Origin of the sequence: Microbacterium sp. KR10-403, assembly GCF_040196215.1 — a bacterium.
GTDB lineage: Bacteria > Actinomycetota > Actinomycetes > Actinomycetales > Microbacteriaceae > Microbacterium.
In genome coordinates this window covers 451,581-469,257 of the sequence record NZ_JBEGDC010000005.1, presented here as the reverse complement: position 1 = coordinate 469,257, position 17,677 = coordinate 451,581, and the positions used below count along the sequence as shown (strand labels likewise).

The window sequence follows — 17,677 nt, the reverse complement described above, 5'->3', positions numbered from 1 at the left end:
TGCCACGACGCGGCTGGGGCGCGCGGTAGCCTGAAAGCCACCGGTGCACCGAAAGGCAGGCTCTGACATGGACCGTGCTGACCTCGTCGTCGTCGCCAACCGTCTTCCCGTCGACCGTGACGACGACGGCGGATGGCGCACCTCGCCCGGCGGGCTCGTCGCCGCTCTCGAGCCGGTGATGCGCCGCGCAGACGGCGCGTGGGTCGGCTGGCCGGGAAAGCCCGACATGGCGCTCGAGCCGTTCGACTTCGACGGCGTGCACCTCGTGCCCGTCACGCTCAGCGCACAGGACGTCGCGGAGTACTACGAGGGGTTCTCGAACGACACGATCTGGCCGCTCTACCACGACGTCATCGCCGCCCCGCGCTATCGCCGTGAGTGGTGGAACACGTACGTCGAGGTCAACCGGCGGTTCGCCGAGGCGGCGGTGGATGCCGCGGCCGAGGGGGCGACGGTATGGGTGCAGGACTACCAGCTGCAGCTCGTGCCGAAGATGGTCCGCGAGCGCCGCCCCGACGTGACGATCGGCTACTTCCACCACATTCCGTTCCCGGCATATGGCCTCTTCTCGCAGCTCCCATGGCGGCGACAGGTGGTGGAGGGACTGCTCGGCGCCGACGTCATCGGGTTCCAGCGCCCGGCCGACGCCTCGAACTTCGCCCGGGCCGCGCGCCGGCAGCTCCGCTCGCAGACGCGGGCCGGCGGCATCCAGGTGCAGAACGACGACGGCTCGACGCGTGTGGCGATCGCCAAGGCGTTCCCCATCTCGATCGACGCGTCGTCGTACATCGAACTCGCGCAGCGCGAGGACGTGCGCGCCCGCGCGGCGGAGATCCGTGCGGACCTCGGTAATCCCGAGAAGATCCTGCTGGGCGTCGACCGCCTCGACTACACGAAGGGCATCCGCCATCGATTGAAGGCGTTCGGCGAGCTGCTGCGCGACGGGCGGCTGTCGGTGGAGCGCGCGACGCTCGTGCAGGTGGCCAGTCCCAGCCGCGAGCGGGTGGACGCCTATGTGCAGCTGCGCGACGAGATCGAGCTCATGGTCGGTCGGATCAACGGCACCTACGACACCATGGAGCACACCGCCATCCGATACCTGCACCAGGCGTTCCCGCGCGAGGAGATGGTGGCGCTCTATCTGGCGGCCGACGTCATGCTCGTCACCTCGCTGCGCGACGGGATGAACCTCGTCGCCAAGGAGTACGTCGCCACCCGCACCGACAATCGGGGCGTCCTGGTGCTGAGCGAGTTCACCGGCGCCGCCGATGAGCTCAGCAGCGCCATCCAGATCAACCCGCACGACATCGAGGGCGTCAAGGACGCGGTCATGCGCGCGGTGGACATGGCACCGGCCGAGCAGGGGCGGCGCATGCGCTCGCTGCGCAAGCGCGTGCTCGAGCACGATGTCGCCGCCTGGTCGCGGGACTTCCTCGACGCGCTCGCCCAGGCGCGGAAGGCGAACGCCTCGTGACCGTGGACGCCACGCTGCTCGACCGTCTCGTCAGTGCCCCGCGACTGCTCGTCGCCCTCGACTTCGACGGCACGCTGTCGCCCCTGGAAGACGACCCCATGGCGGCGCGCATGCTACCCGCCGCGCGCACGGCGGTCGACGCGCTGACGGCGCTGCCCTGCACCTGGGTCGCGCTGGTGTCGGGGCGGAGCCTGTCGGACCTGCGGATCATCGCCGAGCACGGCGACGACTCGCCGATCCTGCTCGCCGGCTCGCACGGCGCCGAGTACTGGACGCCGCAAACGGGCACGGTCGAGCCCGCCGACGATCCCGTCGACGTCGCGCTGCGCGACCGGCTGCGCGCCGAGGCGGAGCACGCCACGGCGACGCTGCCCGGTGTCTGGATCGAGCCGAAGACGTTCGGATTCGGGGTGCACACGAGAAAGGCCGCCCCGCCCGACGCGGCGAAGGCGAACGCCGCGGTGGACGAGATCGTGACCTCTGCCGCGCCGCACTGGCGCCGGCGCACCGGCCACAACATCGTGGAGTACGCGTTCCGCGACGAGGGCAAGGACACCGCGATCGCCCACCTGCGCGAGCTCACGGGTGCCGACGCGGTGCTGTTCGCGGGTGACGACATCACCGACGAGGACGCCATGCGCAGCCTGGAGGACGGCGACCTGGGCGTGCATGTCGGAGCCGTGGCATCCACCTCCGCCGACGTCGTGGTCGACGACATCCCGGCCTTCGCGGCGCTGCTGGCGCGCCTGGCGGAGGAGCGCGGCGCCCGCGGCGGAATAGACTGCGAGCATGTCTGAGGCAGAGGTCGATATCAAGCCTCGCAGCCGCGCCGTCACCGACGGCATCGAGGCGACGACGTCTCGAGGGATGCTGCGCGGGGTCGGAATGGGCGACGACGACTGGGACAAGCCCCAGATCGGCATCGCCTCGAGCTGGAACGAGATCACGCCCTGCAACCTGAGCCTCGATCGTCTGGCCCAGGGCGCCAAGGAGGGCGTGCATGCCGGCGGCGGCTACCCGCTGCAGTTCGGAACGGTCTCGGTCTCGGACGGCATCTCGATGGGCCATGAGGGGATGCACTTCTCGCTCGTGAGCCGCGAAGTGATCGCGGACTCGGTGGAGACCGTCGTCATGGCCGAGCGGCTGGACGGCACGGTCCTGCTCGCGGGCTGCGACAAGTCGATCCCCGGCATGCTCATGGCATCCGCCCGGCTCGACCTTTCCAGCGTGTTCCTGTACGCCGGGTCGATCGCACCGGGCTGGGTCAAGCTCTCCGACGGCACGGAGAAGGAGATCACGATCATCGACTCGTTCGAGGGCGTCGGCGCGTGCATGGCCGGGCGCATGAGCGAGGCGGACCTGAAGCGCATCGAGTGCTCGTTCGCACCCGGCGAGGGTGCGTGCGGCGGCATGTACACCGCGAACACCATGGCCTCGGTCGCCGAGGCCCTGGGCCTGAGCCTGCCCGGTTCGGCGGCGCCGCCGTCGGCCGACCGCCGGCGCGACCAGTTCGCCCACCGTTCGGGCGAGGCCGTGGTGGAGCTGCTGCGACAGGGCATCACGACCCGCGACATCCTGACCATCGAGGCGTTCGAGAACGCCATCGCCCTCGCGATGGCGCTCGGCGGATCCACCAACGTCGTGCTGCACCTGCTCGCCATCGCGCACGAGGCCGATGTGGACCTCACTCTGCACGACTTCAACCGCATCGGCGACAAGGTTCCGCACGTCGCCGACATGAAGCCGTACGGCCGGTTCGTGATGAACGACGTCGACAAGCACGGCGGCATCCCCGTCATCATGAAGGCGATGCTCGACGAGGGGCTGCTGCACGGCGACGCACTCACCGTCACCGGCAAGACGCTCGCCGAGAACCTCGAGGCGCTGGCGCCCGATCCGGTCGATGGCACGGTCATCCACACCTTCGATGACCCGATCCACGCCACGGGCGGCCTCACGATCCTGCACGGCAGCCTCGCGCCGGAGGGCGCCGTCGTGAAGACCGCCGGCTTCGACGCCACGGTGTTCGAGGGCCCTGCCCGCGTCTTCGAGCGCGAGCGGGCGGCGATGGATGCGCTCGAGGCCGGGCGGATCAACGCCGGCGATGTGGTGGTGATCCGGTACGAGGGACCCAAGGGCGGCCCCGGCATGCGCGAGATGCTCGCCATCACGGCGGCCATCAAGGGCGCGGGTCTCGGCAAGGATGTACTACTCTTGACGGACGGTCGATTCTCCGGCGGCACAACCGGCCTGTGCATCGGCCATATGGCACCCGAGGCGGTGGACGCAGGTCCGATCGCCTTCGTGCGCGATGGTGATCTGATACGGGTCGATATCGCGGCTCGCACTCTCGACCTACTCGTCGATGAGACCGAGCTGAGTTCCCGCCGTTCCGGCTGGGAGCCGCTTCCCCCGCGCTATACCCGAGGCGTTCTGGCCAAATACTCGAAGCTCGTCCACTCCGCAGCCCAAGGCGCGGTCACGAGCTAGGCCGCCTTTCATCCGCTGTACCGTCCGACAAGAGGAAGAACAACCATGCCCGCAGACACCGCTGCGGCCGTTCCACGGCCGCCCTCCCGCACCGCCGCACCCGTGCTCACCGGGGCGCAGGCGGTCGTCCGCTCGCTGGAGATGCTCGGTGTCACCGATGTCTTCGGCCTGCCCGGCGGTGCCATCCTTCCCGTCTACGACCCGCTCATGGACGCGTCGCAGATCCGTCACATCCTCGTCCGTCACGAGCAGGGCGCCGGCCACGCGGCCGAGGGCTACGCTTCGGCGTCCGGCAAGGTCGGCGTCGCGATCGCCACGTCCGGTCCGGGCGCCACGAACCTCGTCACCGCGATCGCCGACGCCTACATGGACTCGGTGCCGATGCTGGCCATCACCGGCCAGGTGTTCAGCACGCTGATGGGCACCGACGCGTTCCAGGAGGCCGACATCGTCGGCATCACGATGCCGATCACGAAGCACTCCTTCCTGGTCAAGCGCGCCGAGGACATCCCCGGTGCCATCGCGGCCGCGTATGAGATCGCTTCGACGGGCCGTCCCGGCCCCGTCCTCGTGGACATCACCAAGGACGCACAGCAGGCCGAGGCGCCGTTCATCTGGCCGCCGAAGATCGACCTGCCCGGGTACCGGCCCGTCACCAAGGCCCACGGAAAGCAGATCCAGGCCGCGGCGCGTCTGCTCGCGGCATCCACCAAACCCGTCCTCTACGTGGGCGGCGGCGTGGTCCGCGCCGGTGCGGCGCCCGAGCTGCTCACCCTCGCCGAGTCGACCGGCGCTCCCGTCGTCACCACCCTGATGGCGCGCGGCGCGTTCCCCGACTCGCACACCCAGCACCTCGGCATGCCCGGCATGCACGGCACGGTGCCGGCGGTGCTCGCCCTGCAGGAGGCCGACCTGATCGTCGCCCTCGGCGCGCGGTTCGACGACCGCGTCACGGGCAAGTCCGAGCTGTTCGCGCCGAACGCGAAGGTCGTGCACGTCGATATCGATCCCGCGGAGATCTCGAAGATCCGCACGGCGGACGTGCCGATCGTGGGCGATCTGAAGGACGTGCTCGTCGACCTCGACGTGGCCTTCCGCGACCGCACGGCCGAGGGGCGCCCCGACATCGAGGAGTGGTGGTCGTATCTCGACGGCCTGCGCGATCAGTTCCCGCTGGGCTTCGCCCCCACGAGCGACGGACTGCTCTCGCCCCAGCACGTGATCCAGCGCATCGGCGAGCTCACCGGCCCCGAGGCCGTGTACGCGGCCGGCGTCGGCCAGCACCAGATGTGGGCCGCGCAGTTCATCAAGTACGAGCGACCCAACGCATGGCTGAACTCGGGCGGTGCCGGCACCATGGGCTACTCGGTGCCCGCCGCCATGGGCGCGAAGGTCGCCGAGCCCGACCGCGTGGTGTGGTCGATCGACGGCGACGGGTGCTTCCAGATGACCAACCAGGAGCTCGCGACCTGCGTCATCAACGACATCCCGATCAAGGTCGCGATCATCAACAACTCCTCGCTGGGCATGGTGCGCCAGTGGCAGACCCTGTTCTACAACGGCCGCCACTCGAACACCGATTTGAACACCGGCCACGGTTCGATCCACGTGCCCGACTTCCTGAAGCTGGCCGAGGCGTACGGCTGCCTCGCGATCCGCGTCGAGAAGGAGGAGGACGTGGATGCCGCGATCCAGCAGGCCCTCGAGACGAACGACCGCCCCGTGGTGATCGACTTCGTCGTGAGCGCCGACGCGATGGTGTGGCCGATGGTGCCGCAGGGCGTCAGCAACAGCTATGTGCAATACGCCCGCGACCACGCCCCGGCGTTCGAGCAGGAAGACTGAGGAGGAACCGACATGCCGAACCACGTGCTGAGCCTCCTCGTCGAGGACAAGCCGGGCCTCCTGACCCGTGTCGCGGGGCTCTTCGCCCGCCGCGGGTTCAACATCACGTCTCTCGCCGTGGGCGTGACGGAGGTGCCGGGCCTGTCCCGCATCACCGTCGTCGTCGACGTCGACGAGCAGCCCCTCGAGCAGGTGACAAAGCAGCTGAACAAGCTCGTGAACGTCATCAAGATCGTCGAGCTCGACTTCGCCGCGTCCGTGCAGCGTGAGCACATGCTCGTGAAGGTGCGCGCCGACAACGCGATCCGCTCGAACGTGCTCGAGGTCGTCAACCTGTTCCGCGCGTCGGTCGTCGACTACGCGCCCGACGCGCTGGTGATCGAGATCACCGGTGACAAGGGCAAGGTCGAGGCGTTCCTGCGCGCCGTCGAGCCGTTCGGCGTGAAGGAGCTGGCGCAGTCCGGTCTCGTCGCGATCGGTCGCGGCGGCAAGAGCATCACCGAACGCGTCCTGCGCGGCTGACACCCACCACCCACACACAGACCACAAACAAGGAGAAAGACGAAGTGACAACTGAGATCTTCCACGACGCCGACGCCGACCTGTCCATCATCCAGGGCAAGAAGGTCGCGATCGTCGGCTACGGCTCGCAGGGCCACGCCCACGCGCTGAACCTGCGCGACTCGGGCGTCGAGGTCGTCATCGCCCTCAAGGAGGGGTCGAAGTCGATCCAGAAGGCCGAAGACGCCGGCTTCGAGGTCAAGTCGGTCGCCGACGCCGCCGACTGGGCCGACGTGATCGTGATCCTCGCGCCCGACCAGCACCAGCGCGGCATCTACGCCGACTCGATCAAGGAGCACCTCGCCCCCGGCAAGACCCTGCTGTTCGCGCACGGGTTCAACATCCGGTTCGGCTACATCGAAGCGCCCGAGGGCGTCGACGTCATCATGGTCGCGCCCAAGGGCCCGGGCCACACCGTGCGTCGCGAGTACGAGGCCGGCCGTGGTGTGCCGATCATCGCCGCGGTCGAGGTCGACGCCTCGGGCCACGCGTGGGACACCGCCTGGTCCTACGCGAAGGCGATCGGGGGCCTGCGTGCCGGTGGCATCAAGACCACCTTCACCGAAGAGACCGAGACCGACCTGTTCGGCGAGCAGGCCGTGCTGTGCGGCGGCATGTCGCACCTGGTGCAGTACGGTTTCGAGACGCTCGTCGAGGCCGGCTACCAGCCGCAGATCGCGTACTTCGAGGTCCTGCACGAGCTGAAGCTCATCGTCGACCTGATGTGGGAGGGCGGCATCGCCAAGCAGCGCTGGTCGATCTCCGACACCGCCGAGTACGGTGACTACGTCTCCGGCCCGCGCGTCATCGACCCGCACGTCAAGGAGAACATGAAGGGCGTGCTGGCCGACATCCAGTCGGGCGCGTTCGCACAGCGCTTCATCGACGACCAGGACGCCGGTGCCCCCGAGTTCACGCAGCTGCGTGCCAAGGAGGAGCAGCACCCCATCGAGGGTGTCGGCCGCGAACTGCGCGCCCTGTTCGCCTGGAAGCAGCAGGACGAGGACTACACCGACGGCTCCGCCGCGCGCTGAGTCCGTGTCGTCGAACGGGCCGGGGGAGCGATCCTCCGGCCCGTTCGGCGTGTACGGGCGCGACTGCGTACGCTGAGGGGATGACCCGCGCGCCGCAGCTCGAGATCGCCGTTCAGGACCCCGCCGGAGCGCGCGTCGCGTTCGCCGAGGGGGCGGATCGCGTCGAGCTCTGCCAGGCGCTCGAGGTCGGCGGCCTGACGCCGTCGGCGGGCATCGTGCAGCGCGTGATCGAGGCGACCGGAGATGCCGGGGCGATCGCGCCCCTGGTCCGCCCGCGTCCGGGCGGATTCGTGTACGACGCCGACGAGGCCGGGGTCGTCGCCGCAGACATCCGCTATCTGGTCTCGCTCGGCGTCGGCGCCGTGGTCGTCGGCTGCCTCACGGTCGACGGACGGGTGGATGCCGCGACCCTGGCCCGCTGGCGCGAAGCCGCCGGCTCTGCGTCCCTGGTGTTCCACCGGGCGATCGACGCCTCCGCGGATCCGCTCGCCGCGCTGGATGTGCTGATGGCCGAGGGGGTCGCCCGGGTGCTCACCTCGGGTGGTGCGTCCCGAACGATCGACGGCGCCGACGTGCTGCGCACCATGGTCGGCCGTGCCGACGGCCGCATCGAGATCATGGCCGGGGGCGGCGTGCGCCCCGAAGACGTCGCCGTGCTGCGAGATGCCGGTGTGGATGCCGTGCACCTGTCGGCGCGTGCACGGTCCGCCGATGCGGCACCGAGCGGCCCCGGCGGGGGAGCGGGGGGATTCGACGTCACCGATCCGGCGGTGGTCCGTGCAGCGGCCGACGCGCTGCGCTCGGGGGCGGTGTCTTAGACTTCGACCATGGCCGTCCCCGACACCCCTGATGACGACGACGCCCTGCGCTGGGACGGCGACGACGAGCCGGCGCCGCAGTTGCCGGCGGGGTGGGTGGCCAAGGGCACGGGCGCGGACCGCGTTGTCACCGAGGGGGCGGCTGCACCCGCCCCGCAGCACGTCGGCGCCGTCGAAGACGTGCCTGACGCTGCCGCCGACCCGGCGGCGCTCGGCAACGGTGCTCTCATCGGGCTCGGCATGCTCGGCGGCGTGTACCTGCTCTATACGATCGGCTGGATCATCGGCGGGCTCCGGCTGCTGGGCGTCGCCGGCATGATGATGGCGTCGGATGGGCAGGGCCCGGCGATGTGGACGGCCGGCAACACGGTGATGACCTGGCTGGCGATCCTCGCACCGGCGATCTGGTTCCTGACGGTGGCAGTGCTGTCGAAGGGACGTCGTGCGTGGGTGCGCTGGGTGTGGCTGGTCGCCGGCGCCGTCGTGCTGGTGCCGTGGCCGCTTCTCATGGGAGGGATCGCATGACCGACGCAACCGAGAAGCCCGCGCGCACGCCCGGCACGACCCCATCGTGGCTGCGGGCGACGATCCTCGGGGTCTTCGGGCTGCTGTATGCGTACATCGTCTGGAACGCGGTCGCCTTCCTCGTGGTGCAGGCGGGCGGATCGCTCGGGCTCAGTGCGCTCGGCTGGTTCGTGCTGCTGTTCGCCGTGGCCTTCCCCATCGTCGTCTTCGTCGCCGCCGTCGCGCTAGGGCGTCGCCGCACCGCCGGGCCGCTCAGCCTCGTGATGCTGGCGGGACTTGCGCTGGCGGCGGTCTTCTGGCTGAACGTGCTCGGCTACGCATACGCCTACGGCGGCCAGCTTCTGGGGTGACCCGCGACGTCACACTGTCGGGCGGCGTGTCGCGGGCACGGTAGGGTGTCAGTGTCTCGCCCCGAAGGCGTGCGGCGCGGCATCCCCCCATCATCGTCGTCGTGCGCCGTGCGCGATGCGTCGTTCCGAAGGGTCCCGAATGACCAAGCCTGTCGTCCTTCTCGCTGAGCAGCTGTCTCCCGCCACCGTCGATGCGCTGGGACCCGACTTCGAGATCCGGCAGGTCGACGGGACCGACAGGCCCGCGCTGCTCACGGCTCTCGCAGAAGCCGACGCCGTGCTGATCCGGTCGGCCACGAAGATGGATGCCGAGGCCATCGGCGCGGGCACCAAGCTCAAGGTCATCGCCCGCGCGGGCGTCGGCCTCGACAACGTCGACATCAAGGCCGCGACGGCCGCCGGCGTCATGGTGGTCAACGCGCCGACCTCGAACATCATCTCCGCCGCAGAGCTGACGATCGCCCACATCCTGGGTCTGGCCCGCCACATCCCCGCCGCCGACGCCTCGCTGGCGCGCGGCGAGTGGAAGCGCAGCGCATACACCGGCACCGAGCTCTTCGACAAGACGGTCGGCATCGTCGGCCTCGGCCGCATCGGCACCCTCATCACCGAGCGACTGCGTGCCTTCGGCGTGCGCGTGGTCGCCTACGACCCCTACGTGACCCCGGCGCGTGCCCAGCAGCTGCAGGTCGAGCTTCTGTCGCTCGACGACCTGCTGGCCCAGAGCGACTTCGTCACCGTGCACATGCCGAAGACCCCCGAGACGACGGGGATGATCAGCACCGCGCAGTTCGCCCTGATGAAGCCCACGGCCTACATCGTGAACGTCGCGCGCGGCGGGCTGATCGACGAAGACGCGCTCTACGAGGCACTGACGAGCAAGACGATCGCCGGTGCCGCCGTCGACGTCTTCACGAGCGAGCCCCCGGCCGAGGGCGGCTCCGCCCAGCGCCTGCTCGGCCTCGAAAACATCATCGTGACGCCCCACCTCGGCGCGTCGACCGGCGAGGCGCAGGAGAAGGCCGGCGTCTCGGTCGCGCGTTCGGTCAAGCTCGCCCTCGAGGGCGACCTCGTGCCCGACGCCGTGAACGTCGCCGGCGGCGTCATCGACCCGTTCGTGCGCCCGGGCATCGCGCTGGTCGAGATGCTCGGCCAGTTCTTCACGGGCCTCACGCAGGGCGCACTGACCAGCCTCGACATCGAGGTGCGCGGCGAGCTGGCCGCCTACGACGTGAGCGTCTACAAGCTCGCGGCGCTCAAGGGCATCTTCACGAACATCGTCAGCGAGAACGTCTCGTACGTGAACGCCCCGCTGTTCGCCGAGCAGCGCGGCATCGAGACGCGTCTGATCGTTGAGGCCGACAGCCCGATGTACCGCAACATCACGATCCTGCGCGGATCGCTGTCCGACGGCACCGTGCTGACCGTCGCCGGCACGCTCGCCGGCACCCGCATGGTCCCCAAGGTCGTCGGCATCAACGACTACGAGATCGAGGTCCCGTTCGCCCGCGAGCACCTCGTCATGCGCTACGCCGACAAGCCGGGCATCGTCGCGATCTACGGTCAGCTGCTCGGCGACGCCGGCATCAACATCGAGGGCCTGCAGGTCGCGCACCCCGACAGCACGGGTCGCGCGCTGTCGGTGCTGACGGTCGACTCTCCGGTGCCGGACGCGCTCGTGGAGAAGATCCGCGCCGAGATCGGTGCCGATCTGCTGCGTCAGATCGAGATCGTCGAGGCCTGACGCCGCGCGCGGGTGCGTGCCCGACCCGCCCTACACTGAATGTCACAACGACATCGGGCGGGCCTTGACAGCATGACGACCATCGACCTGAACTCCGACCTGGGCGAGAACGTTCCGGAGCGTGTCGTCAGCGACGATGCGCGCATGCTGCAGCTCGTCACCAGCGCGAACGTCTCATCCGGATTCCACGCCGGCAGTCCCGAGGGGATCCGCGAGACGCTTGCGGCGGCGGTGGCCGGCGGCGTTGTGATCGGGGCGCACCCGGGGTATCGCGACTACGACAATTTCGGGCGGGTGGACGTCGACATCGACTCGGCGACGCTGCAGGCGCACGTCGAGTATCAGCTGGGCGCCCTGATGGGTCTCGCCTCGGCGGTGGGCGGCCGCGTCGCCTACGTCAAACCCCACGGCGCGCTGTACAACACCATCGCCCACGACGAGCGTCGTGCACGTGACGTCGTCGCGGCGATCAGGGCCGTCGACGACGAGCTCATCCTGCTCGGGCTGGCCGGGAGCGCAGTCCTCGATATCGCGGAGGCCTCGGGGCTGCGCACGGCGGCGGAGGCGTTCGCGGATCGGGCCTATCTCCCGGACGGGCGGCTCGTGCCGCGCACGCAGCGCGGCGCGGTGCTGCATGACTCGGCCATCGTGGCGGAGCGGATGGTGAGACTCGTCTCCGACGGTCTGGTGCAGGCGATCGACGGCACCGATGTGCGGGTGGTGGCCGACTCGATCTGCGTGCACGGCGACAGTGACGGTGCGGTGCAGATGGCGGCCGAGACGAAGCGGCGGCTGCAGGCGGCCGGCATTGAGATCGCCCCGTTCGCGAGGGCGTGAGCCCGTATGCGCATCCTCCGTGCGTCCGACCGGGCGCTGCTGGTCGAGGCAGCCGATCTCGACGAGGCGATGCGCCTGAACCGCGCGTGGAGCGACGTGACCGGAATCATCGAGCGCGTGCCCGGCGCACGGACGGTCCTCGTGCAATTCGACCCGCTGCACGTGTCGGCGGCCGAACTCGCGGCGCGGCTGCGGGAGACGCAGGTGGCGGCGGTGTCGGAGCAGCCGGCGGGTGAGGTGGTCATCCCGGTCCGCTATGACGGAGACGACCTGGGCGATGTCGCGGCGCAGCTGGGGGTCTCGGCGGAGGCCCTCATCACGCGTCACCTGGCCGCGCGCTGGCAGGTCGCGTTCTTCGGGTTCGCCCCGGGGTTCGGCTATATCGTCGGCGACGATCCGCTGTTCGACGTCGCGCGCCGCTCCTCGCCGCGCACCCGCGTGCCGGCCGGCTCGGTCGCTCTGGCCGGTCGGTTCACCGGCGTGTATCCGCGCGAGACGCCCGGCGGGTGGCAGCTCATCGGGCGCAGCGATGCCGTCCTGTGGGATGCCTCGCGTGACCCCGCGGCGCTGCTGGTGCCCGGTGTGGCGGTGCGCTTCGAACGCGCTGAACGGCTGGCGGTGAGCGCGGTGCCGCCGGTACCCGCGACCGCGGTGCCGACCGCGACGGCGCGCGCCGTGGAGGTGGTGCAGCCCGGGCTCCAGACCGTGATCGAGGATGCCGGACGCACCGGTCACGCCGCGATCGGCGTCACCGCGTCCGGGGCGGCGGACCGCGTCGCGCTGCGCGACGCGAATCGCGCCGTCGGGAACGCACCGGGTGCGGCCGTTCTCGAGATCGTGGGGGCTGCGGTGCTGCGTCTCCACGGCGACGGGGTCGCCGCCGTCACCGGCGCGCGCGGCGATCTTGCGCTGGTGGGCGCCGGTGGCGCCCCGCGTGCGGCGGAGGCCGATGCGCCGTTCGCAACCTTCGACGGCGACGAACTGCACCTCGGCTTTCCGACGGCCGGCCTGCGGCGGGTCGTCGCGGTGCGCGGTGGTCTGGACGTCGGACGCACCCTGGGCAGTCGCTCGACCGACACGCTCGCCGGGCTGGGGCCGGATCCGCTCGAGGTCGGCGCTTTCATCCGGGTGGGGGAGGACGTGCAGGGCGCCGTCGACCCGTACCCGTCGCATCGCGCGCTCCCCGCACCCGGCGCGCTCGTCGAGCTCGAGATCACGCTGGGTCCGCGTGACGACTGGTTCACCGCGGGCGCGCTGGCGGTTCTCATTCAGCAGGAGTGGGAGGTGACGCCGCAGTCCGATCGTGTCGGCATCCGGCTGCGCGGCGACCGTCCGCTCGAGCGCGCCGTGGCCGGTGAACTGCCCAGCGAAGGCGCGGTGACCGGTGCGATCCAGGTGCCTGCCGACGGGCAGCCCGTCGTGTTCCTGCCCGACCATCCGCTGACCGGCGGCTATCCGATCATCGCGGCCCTCACCGATCGTGCACGGGATCTGGCCGGCCAGATCCCGCCGGGCGCACGCGTGCGCTTCCGGGTCGCAGGTTCTGCCGGCTGATCCGGACGCGCTCGGTCAGTGGCCGGTGGCGCTCTCCACGAGAGCGATGAGCGCCTCGAGTTCGGCGTCCGTGGGTACGGGGGAGACCGCGCCCTCCTCGAGCAGATTGTTGAAGTAGAGGCCGTCCGACACCAGCAGCACGAGGGCGAGGGATGCCTCGTCCCGCACGTGCGGCCGCACGGACGCGGCCCACCGGGCGCGCACCTCGGCGAGCGCGGCGCCGGCGGCAGGGCTGCCGGTCTGCGCGAGGCGCGAGACGGCGAGCATCGACCGATCGAGGGGACTGCCGTCCGTCACCGATGTGCGCAGGAAATAGGCGACCGGTCCTTCGGGTGCCGCCGCGATCTGTGCGACGTCGGCGTCGACGAGCGCGCGGAGACGCTCGATGAGCCCCTCCTCGAGCGCTTCCTTCGACGCGAAGTGGTAGAGCAGGCCGCCCTTCGACACGCCCGCGGCGCGGGCCGTGGCATCCATCGTCGCCGCACGCTCGCCGCCGGCGATGAGGATCTCCTCGTACGCATCGAGGACGAGGTCGCGGGCACGGGGAGGACGGCTCATCCCGCCATGATACTATACCGTCTGGCTGGTACAGTTACGTACTGCTGGAGGAAGAGATGACGACACAACAGATCACCGCACCCGTGCACGACGAGCGCCCGGCGCGGGTGGGATGGCGCGGGTGGGCGGCGCTCATGGTGCTGATGCTGCCGGTGCTGCTGGTGTCGGTCGACAACACCGTGCTCAGCTTCGCGCTGCCGGCGATCGCCCTCGACCTCGAGCCGACAGGCATCCAGCAGCTGTGGATCATCGATGCGTATCCGCTCGTGCTCGCCGCGCTCCTCGTGACGATGGGCACCCTCGGCGACCGGTTCGGACGGCGCCGGATGCTGCTGATCGGGGCGACCGGATTCGCCGTGGTCTCGGCGGTGACGTCGTTCGCGCCGTCGGCCGCCTGGCTGATCGCTGGCCGTGCCGGCATGGCGGTGTTCGGTGCCATGCTGATGCCGTCGACGCTCTCGCTGATCCGCAGCATCTTCACCGACCGCGACCAGCGGCGCCTGGCGATCGCCGTGTGGGCGGCGATGTTCTCCGCCGGGGCGGCCCTCGGGCCGATCGTGGGCGGGTTCCTGCTCGAGCACTTCGCATGGGGCTCGGTGTTCCTCATGGCGGTTCCGGTGCTGATCCCGCTGCTGATCCTCGCTCCGCTGCTCGTTCCCGAGAGCCGTGACCCCAAGCCCGGCCGCGTCGACCCGATCAGCATCCTGCTCTCGGTCGGCCTGATGCTGCCGACCGTGTATGCGATCAAGGAGATGGCGGTCGTGGGCCTGGGCGGAGCGGTCGTGCCGCTGCTGGTCGTCGGCGCGGTGTTCGGCGTGCTCTTCGTACGGCGGCAGCTGCGTGCCGACGAACCCATGCTCGACATGGGGCTGTTCCGGCGAGGCGCCTTCACCGGTGCGCTGCTGGTCAACCTGCTGAGCGTGCTCGCGCTGGTGGGGTTCCTCTTCTTCGTCGCCCAGCATCTGCAGCTGATCATCGGGCTCTCGCCGATGGAGGCGGGGCTGGCCCTGGTGCCGTCGTTGGCGGCCATGATCCTCTCCGGCCTGCTCGTGGTGCCTGTCGCCTCGCGGTTCTCGCCGCGGATCGTGATCCCCGTGGCACTCGCCTTCTCGGCCGCCGGGTACATCGGCATCGCGCTGACGACCGGTCCTGACACGCTTCTGCCCACGATCCTCGCCTCGGTGAGTCTGGGAATCGGCGTGGGCGCGGCCGAGACGGTGTCGAACGAGCTCATCCTCTCGGCGGCGCCCGCTGACAAGGCGGGAGCGGCGAGCGCCGTGTCGGAGACGGCCTATGAGGTGGGAACGGTGCTCGGCACCTCCATCATCGGCGGTCTTCTCACGGCGGTCTACCGCACCACGATCGACCTGCCCGCATCGCTGACTCCGTCGCTGGCGGATGCCGCGCGCGAGACGCTCGCCGGGGCGGTGGCGGTCGCCGAGCAGGTGGGCGGCACCGTGGGAGAGGCGGTGCGCACGGCCGCCGCCGTCGCCTTCGACCACGGCGTGTCGATCGCCGCAGCGATCGGGGCGGTGCTGGTGGTGGCCGCCGCGGTCGTCGCGGCGACGACGCTGGGCAGGTCTCGCGGCGACATGCGGTGAAAGCACCCGTCGCGCGGTCGATAGGCTGGGGGAGGCGCGCCGTGAGCGCTGTGACGCGGCGCCGGAGCCTGTGAGGAGTGCCATGTCGCGTGTCGTGAAGCTCGCCGTCATCCCCGGTGACGGCATCGGTCCCGAGGTGATCACCGAGGCCGAGAAGGTGTTGGATGCCGCGACCGCCGGCAGCGAGGTGACGTTCGAGAAGTCGCGCTTCGCTCTCGGAGCCGCCCGCTACCTCGCGACCGGTGACACGCTGACCGACGACGACCTCGCCGCGATCAAGGAGCACGACGCGATCCTGCTCGGCGCCGTCGGCGGCACCCCCGGCGACGCCCGGCTGAAGGACGCCAACATCGAGCGCGGGCTTCTGCTCAAGCTGCGCTTCGAGCTCGACCACTACGTGAACCTGCGGCCCTCGAAGCTGTTCGACGGCGCCCCCGGACCGCTGGCGAACCCCGGCGATGTCGACTTCGTCGTCGTGCGCGAGGGCACCGAGGGCCCGTATGTCGGCAACGGCGGGTCGATCCGCCGCGGCACGCCGCACGAGGTCGCCAACGAGACGAGCGTGAACACGGCCTTCGGTGTCGAGCGCGTGGTGCGCTACGCGTTCGACCTCGCCGAGCGGCGGAGCAAGCGGCTCACCCTCGTGCACAAGACGAATGTGCTGGTCAATGCGGGTTCGCTGTGGAAGCGGATCGTGGACGAGGTGGCAGGGGAGCACCCGGGCGTTGCCGTAGACTATCTGCACGTCGATGCAGCGACCATCTTCCTGGTCACGAACCCCGGTCGCTTCGACGTGATCGTCACCGACAACCTCTTCGGCGACATCCTCACTGACCTGGCCGGCGCCGTCACCGGTGGCATCGGTCTCGCCGCTTCGGGCAACATCAATCCCGACGGCGCCTTCCCGTCGATGTTCGAGCCCGTGCACGGTTCGGCTCCCGACATCGCGGGTCAGCAGAAGGCCGATCCCACCGCCGCGATCCTCTCCATCGCGCTGATGCTCGATCACCTCGGGCTGACGGCCGAGTCCGCCCGCATCGCGCAGGCGGTCGAACAGGACATCGCGGCCCGGGGCGCGGCATCCCGCACCACGACGCAGATCGGCGACGACATCGTCGCCCGCGTCCAGGCGTAATCTGAAGGCGGCAGCGCCGCCCGCGCATCGAAGACTGGAATGGACATGACCACAGACACCGCACTCGCCCCGCTCGAGTTCGCCGTGACCCGCAACCCCGAAGCCAAGACGGCCGCAGAGCGCGACGCGCTGCTGGCCGACCCGGTCTTCGGCACCGTCTTCACCGACCACATGGTGCAGGTGACCTGGACGGCGGGCGAGGGCTGGCACGACCCGGTGGTCCGTCCCTACGGTGCGCTGTCGCTCGATCCCGCCGCGGCCGTGCTGCACTACGGCCAGGAGATCTTCGAGGGCATCAAGGCGTACCGCCATGCCGACGGGTCGATCCACACGTTCCGGCCCGACCAGAACGGCGGCCGTCTGCAGCGCAGCGCGCACCGGCTCGCCCTGCCCGAGCTGCCCGTCGAGTACTTCACGCAGTCGCTGCGCGAGCTCATCGCCGTCGACGGCGCGTGGGTGCCCGGCGGCGACGATCAGAGCCTGTACCTGCGGCCGTTCGTCTTCGCGTCCGAGCCGTTCCTGGGGGTGCGGCCGGCGAACCAGGTCGAGTACCTGGTGATCGCGAGCCCGGTGGGCGCGTACTTCAAGGGCGGCGCCAAGCCGGTCTCGATCTGGCTCAGCGAGGACTACGCACGTGCCGGCAAGGGCGGCACGGGTGCGGCCAAGACGGGCGGCAACTACGCCGCGAGCCTGCTGCCGCAGGCCGAGGCCTACGAGCAGGGCTGCGATCAGGTGGTCTTCCTCGACGCCGAGGGCAACGTCGAAGAGCTCGGCGGCATGAACATCGTCTTCGTCCGCAAGGACGGCACGCTGGTCACTCCCGAGTCCGACTCGATCCTCGAGGGCATCACGCGCCTGTCGCTGCTGCAGCTCGCGAAGGACCGCGGCCACACCGTCGAGCGGCGCCCGGTGACGCTGACCGAATGGCGCGAGGGTGTGGCGTCCGGCGACATCGTCGAGGCGTTCGCCTGCGGGACCGCCGCCGTGGTGGCTCCGATCGGCACGCTGAAGGGCCACGACTTCACCGACGCGCAGCCGCTGGGCGAACTGGCGCTGTCGCTGCGCGAAGAGCTGACCGACATCCAGTACGGCCGTCATGAGGACAAGCACGGCTGGCTGGTCCGCCTCGACGCGTAGACCCGCGCGACCGT

At 70.2% G+C, this 17,677-nt stretch carries 16 protein-coding genes; 15 read left to right on the top strand and 1 reads right to left on the bottom strand.

Annotation, left to right across the window (positions count from 1 at the left end):
• The first annotated feature begins 67 nt into the window (after positions 1-67).
• From ABMQ42_RS14060 to ABMQ42_RS14005, 12 genes are all read left to right on the top strand, one after another.
• Entirely contained in the window at positions 68-1,474 is a 1,407-nt protein-coding gene (locus tag ABMQ42_RS14060; protein WP_349723612.1) for an alpha,alpha-trehalose-phosphate synthase (UDP-forming), read from the top strand.
• Positions 1,471-2,271: a trehalose-phosphatase gene (gene otsB / locus ABMQ42_RS14055; protein WP_349723611.1), complete on the top strand. Its 801-nt coding sequence runs from the start codon at positions 1,471-1,473 to the stop codon at positions 2,269-2,271. Before ABMQ42_RS14060 ends, otsB begins: the two co-directional genes overlap by 4 nt.
• Positions 2,264-3,964 (top strand): dihydroxy-acid dehydratase, encoded by a 1,701-nt coding sequence (gene ilvD / locus ABMQ42_RS14050; RefSeq protein ID WP_349723610.1) that lies wholly within the window; start codon positions 2,264-2,266, stop codon positions 3,962-3,964. Before otsB ends, ilvD begins: the two co-directional genes overlap by 8 nt.
• A 45-nt stretch (positions 3,965-4,009) precedes the next feature.
• Positions 4,010-5,809 (top strand): acetolactate synthase large subunit, encoded by a 1,800-nt coding sequence (locus ABMQ42_RS14045; RefSeq protein WP_349723609.1) that lies wholly within the window; start codon positions 4,010-4,012, stop codon positions 5,807-5,809.
• 12 nt (positions 5,810-5,821) lie between these two features.
• On the top strand, positions 5,822-6,331 hold the full coding sequence (gene ilvN / locus ABMQ42_RS14040; protein ID WP_349723608.1) for an acetolactate synthase small subunit: 510 nt from the start codon (positions 5,822-5,824) through the stop codon (positions 6,329-6,331).
• Positions 6,328-7,404, top strand: coding sequence for a ketol-acid reductoisomerase (gene ilvC / locus ABMQ42_RS14035; RefSeq protein WP_349723654.1), 1,077 nt, complete (start codon positions 6,328-6,330; stop codon positions 7,402-7,404). The genes ilvN and ilvC overlap by 4 nt, the downstream gene beginning before the upstream one ends.
• Positions 7,405-7,484: 80 nt before the next feature.
• The gene (locus ABMQ42_RS14030) at positions 7,485-8,222 is read left to right on the top strand and encodes a copper homeostasis protein CutC (protein ID WP_349723607.1); all 738 of its coding nucleotides are present in this window, start codon (positions 7,485-7,487) and stop codon (positions 8,220-8,222) included.
• A gap of 9 nt (positions 8,223-8,231) precedes the next feature.
• Entirely contained in the window at positions 8,232-8,747 is a 516-nt protein-coding gene (locus tag ABMQ42_RS14025) for a DNA polymerase III subunit gamma/tau (RefSeq protein WP_349723606.1), read from the top strand.
• Positions 8,744-9,097 (top strand): hypothetical protein, encoded by a 354-nt coding sequence (locus ABMQ42_RS14020; protein WP_349723605.1) that lies wholly within the window; start codon positions 8,744-8,746, stop codon positions 9,095-9,097. The genes ABMQ42_RS14025 and ABMQ42_RS14020 overlap by 4 nt, the downstream gene beginning before the upstream one ends.
• 139 nt (positions 9,098-9,236) lie before the next feature.
• A complete protein-coding gene (gene serA, locus ABMQ42_RS14015) occupies positions 9,237-10,841 on the top strand; it encodes a phosphoglycerate dehydrogenase (RefSeq protein ID WP_349723604.1) in 1,605 nt (534 codons plus the stop codon).
• A gap of 72 nt (positions 10,842-10,913) precedes the next feature.
• Positions 10,914-11,678, top strand: a complete 765-nt coding sequence (locus ABMQ42_RS14010) for a LamB/YcsF family protein (RefSeq protein WP_349723603.1) — start codon at positions 10,914-10,916, stop codon at positions 11,676-11,678.
• Between the two features lie 6 nt (positions 11,679-11,684).
• Entirely contained in the window at positions 11,685-13,232 is a 1,548-nt protein-coding gene (locus ABMQ42_RS14005) for a 5-oxoprolinase subunit B/C family protein (RefSeq protein WP_349723602.1), read from the top strand.
• A gap of 15 nt (positions 13,233-13,247) precedes the next feature.
• On the opposite strand, the gene ABMQ42_RS14000 is transcribed toward ABMQ42_RS14005, so the two are convergent.
• Positions 13,248-13,790, bottom strand: a complete 543-nt coding sequence (locus ABMQ42_RS14000) for a TetR/AcrR family transcriptional regulator (RefSeq protein WP_349723601.1) — start codon at positions 13,788-13,790, stop codon at positions 13,248-13,250.
• Positions 13,791-13,846: 56 nt separating this feature from the next.
• Here ABMQ42_RS14000 and ABMQ42_RS13995 point away from each other — a divergent pair, with 56 nt between their 5' ends.
• The 3 genes from ABMQ42_RS13995 to ABMQ42_RS13985 all read left to right on the top strand — a co-directional run bounded on the left by ABMQ42_RS13995 (position 13,847) and on the right by ABMQ42_RS13985 (position 17,663).
• On the top strand, positions 13,847-15,391 hold the full coding sequence (locus tag ABMQ42_RS13995) for an MFS transporter (protein WP_349723600.1): 1,545 nt from the start codon (positions 13,847-13,849) through the stop codon (positions 15,389-15,391).
• 82 nt (positions 15,392-15,473) lie between these two features.
• Positions 15,474-16,526, top strand: coding sequence for a 3-isopropylmalate dehydrogenase (locus tag ABMQ42_RS13990; protein ID WP_349723599.1), 1,053 nt, complete (start codon positions 15,474-15,476; stop codon positions 16,524-16,526).
• A 39-nt stretch (positions 16,527-16,565) separates the two neighbouring features.
• Positions 16,566-17,663, top strand: a complete 1,098-nt coding sequence (locus ABMQ42_RS13985; protein WP_349723598.1) for a branched-chain amino acid aminotransferase — start codon at positions 16,566-16,568, stop codon at positions 17,661-17,663.
• Positions 17,664-17,677: the final 14 nt, after the last annotated feature.

Coding starts and splice junctions, on each gene's coding strand:
- ABMQ42_RS14060 (WP_349723612.1), top strand. CDS start 68: ATGGACCGTGCTGACCTCGTCGTCGTCGCCAACCGTCTTCCCGTCGAC.
- ilvD (WP_349723610.1), top strand. CDS start 2,264: ATGTCTGAGGCAGAGGTCGATATCAAGCCTCGCAGCCGCGCCGTCACC.
- ABMQ42_RS14045 (WP_349723609.1), top strand. CDS start 4,010: ATGCCCGCAGACACCGCTGCGGCCGTTCCACGGCCGCCCTCCCGCACC.
- ilvN (WP_349723608.1), top strand. CDS start 5,822: ATGCCGAACCACGTGCTGAGCCTCCTCGTCGAGGACAAGCCGGGCCTC.
- ABMQ42_RS14030 (WP_349723607.1), top strand. CDS start 7,485: ATGACCCGCGCGCCGCAGCTCGAGATCGCCGTTCAGGACCCCGCCGGA.
- ABMQ42_RS14025 (WP_349723606.1), top strand. CDS start 8,232: ATGGCCGTCCCCGACACCCCTGATGACGACGACGCCCTGCGCTGGGAC.
- ABMQ42_RS14020 (WP_349723605.1), top strand. CDS start 8,744: ATGACCGACGCAACCGAGAAGCCCGCGCGCACGCCCGGCACGACCCCA.
- serA (WP_349723604.1), top strand. CDS start 9,237: ATGACCAAGCCTGTCGTCCTTCTCGCTGAGCAGCTGTCTCCCGCCACC.
- ABMQ42_RS14010 (WP_349723603.1), top strand. CDS start 10,914: ATGACGACCATCGACCTGAACTCCGACCTGGGCGAGAACGTTCCGGAG.
- ABMQ42_RS14005 (WP_349723602.1), top strand. CDS start 11,685: ATGCGCATCCTCCGTGCGTCCGACCGGGCGCTGCTGGTCGAGGCAGCC.
- ABMQ42_RS14000 (WP_349723601.1), bottom strand. CDS start 13,790: ATGAGCCGTCCTCCCCGTGCCCGCGACCTCGTCCTCGATGCGTACGAG.
- ABMQ42_RS13995 (WP_349723600.1), top strand. CDS start 13,847: ATGACGACACAACAGATCACCGCACCCGTGCACGACGAGCGCCCGGCG.
- ABMQ42_RS13990 (WP_349723599.1), top strand. CDS start 15,474: ATGTCGCGTGTCGTGAAGCTCGCCGTCATCCCCGGTGACGGCATCGGT.
- ABMQ42_RS13985 (WP_349723598.1), top strand. CDS start 16,566: ATGGACATGACCACAGACACCGCACTCGCCCCGCTCGAGTTCGCCGTG.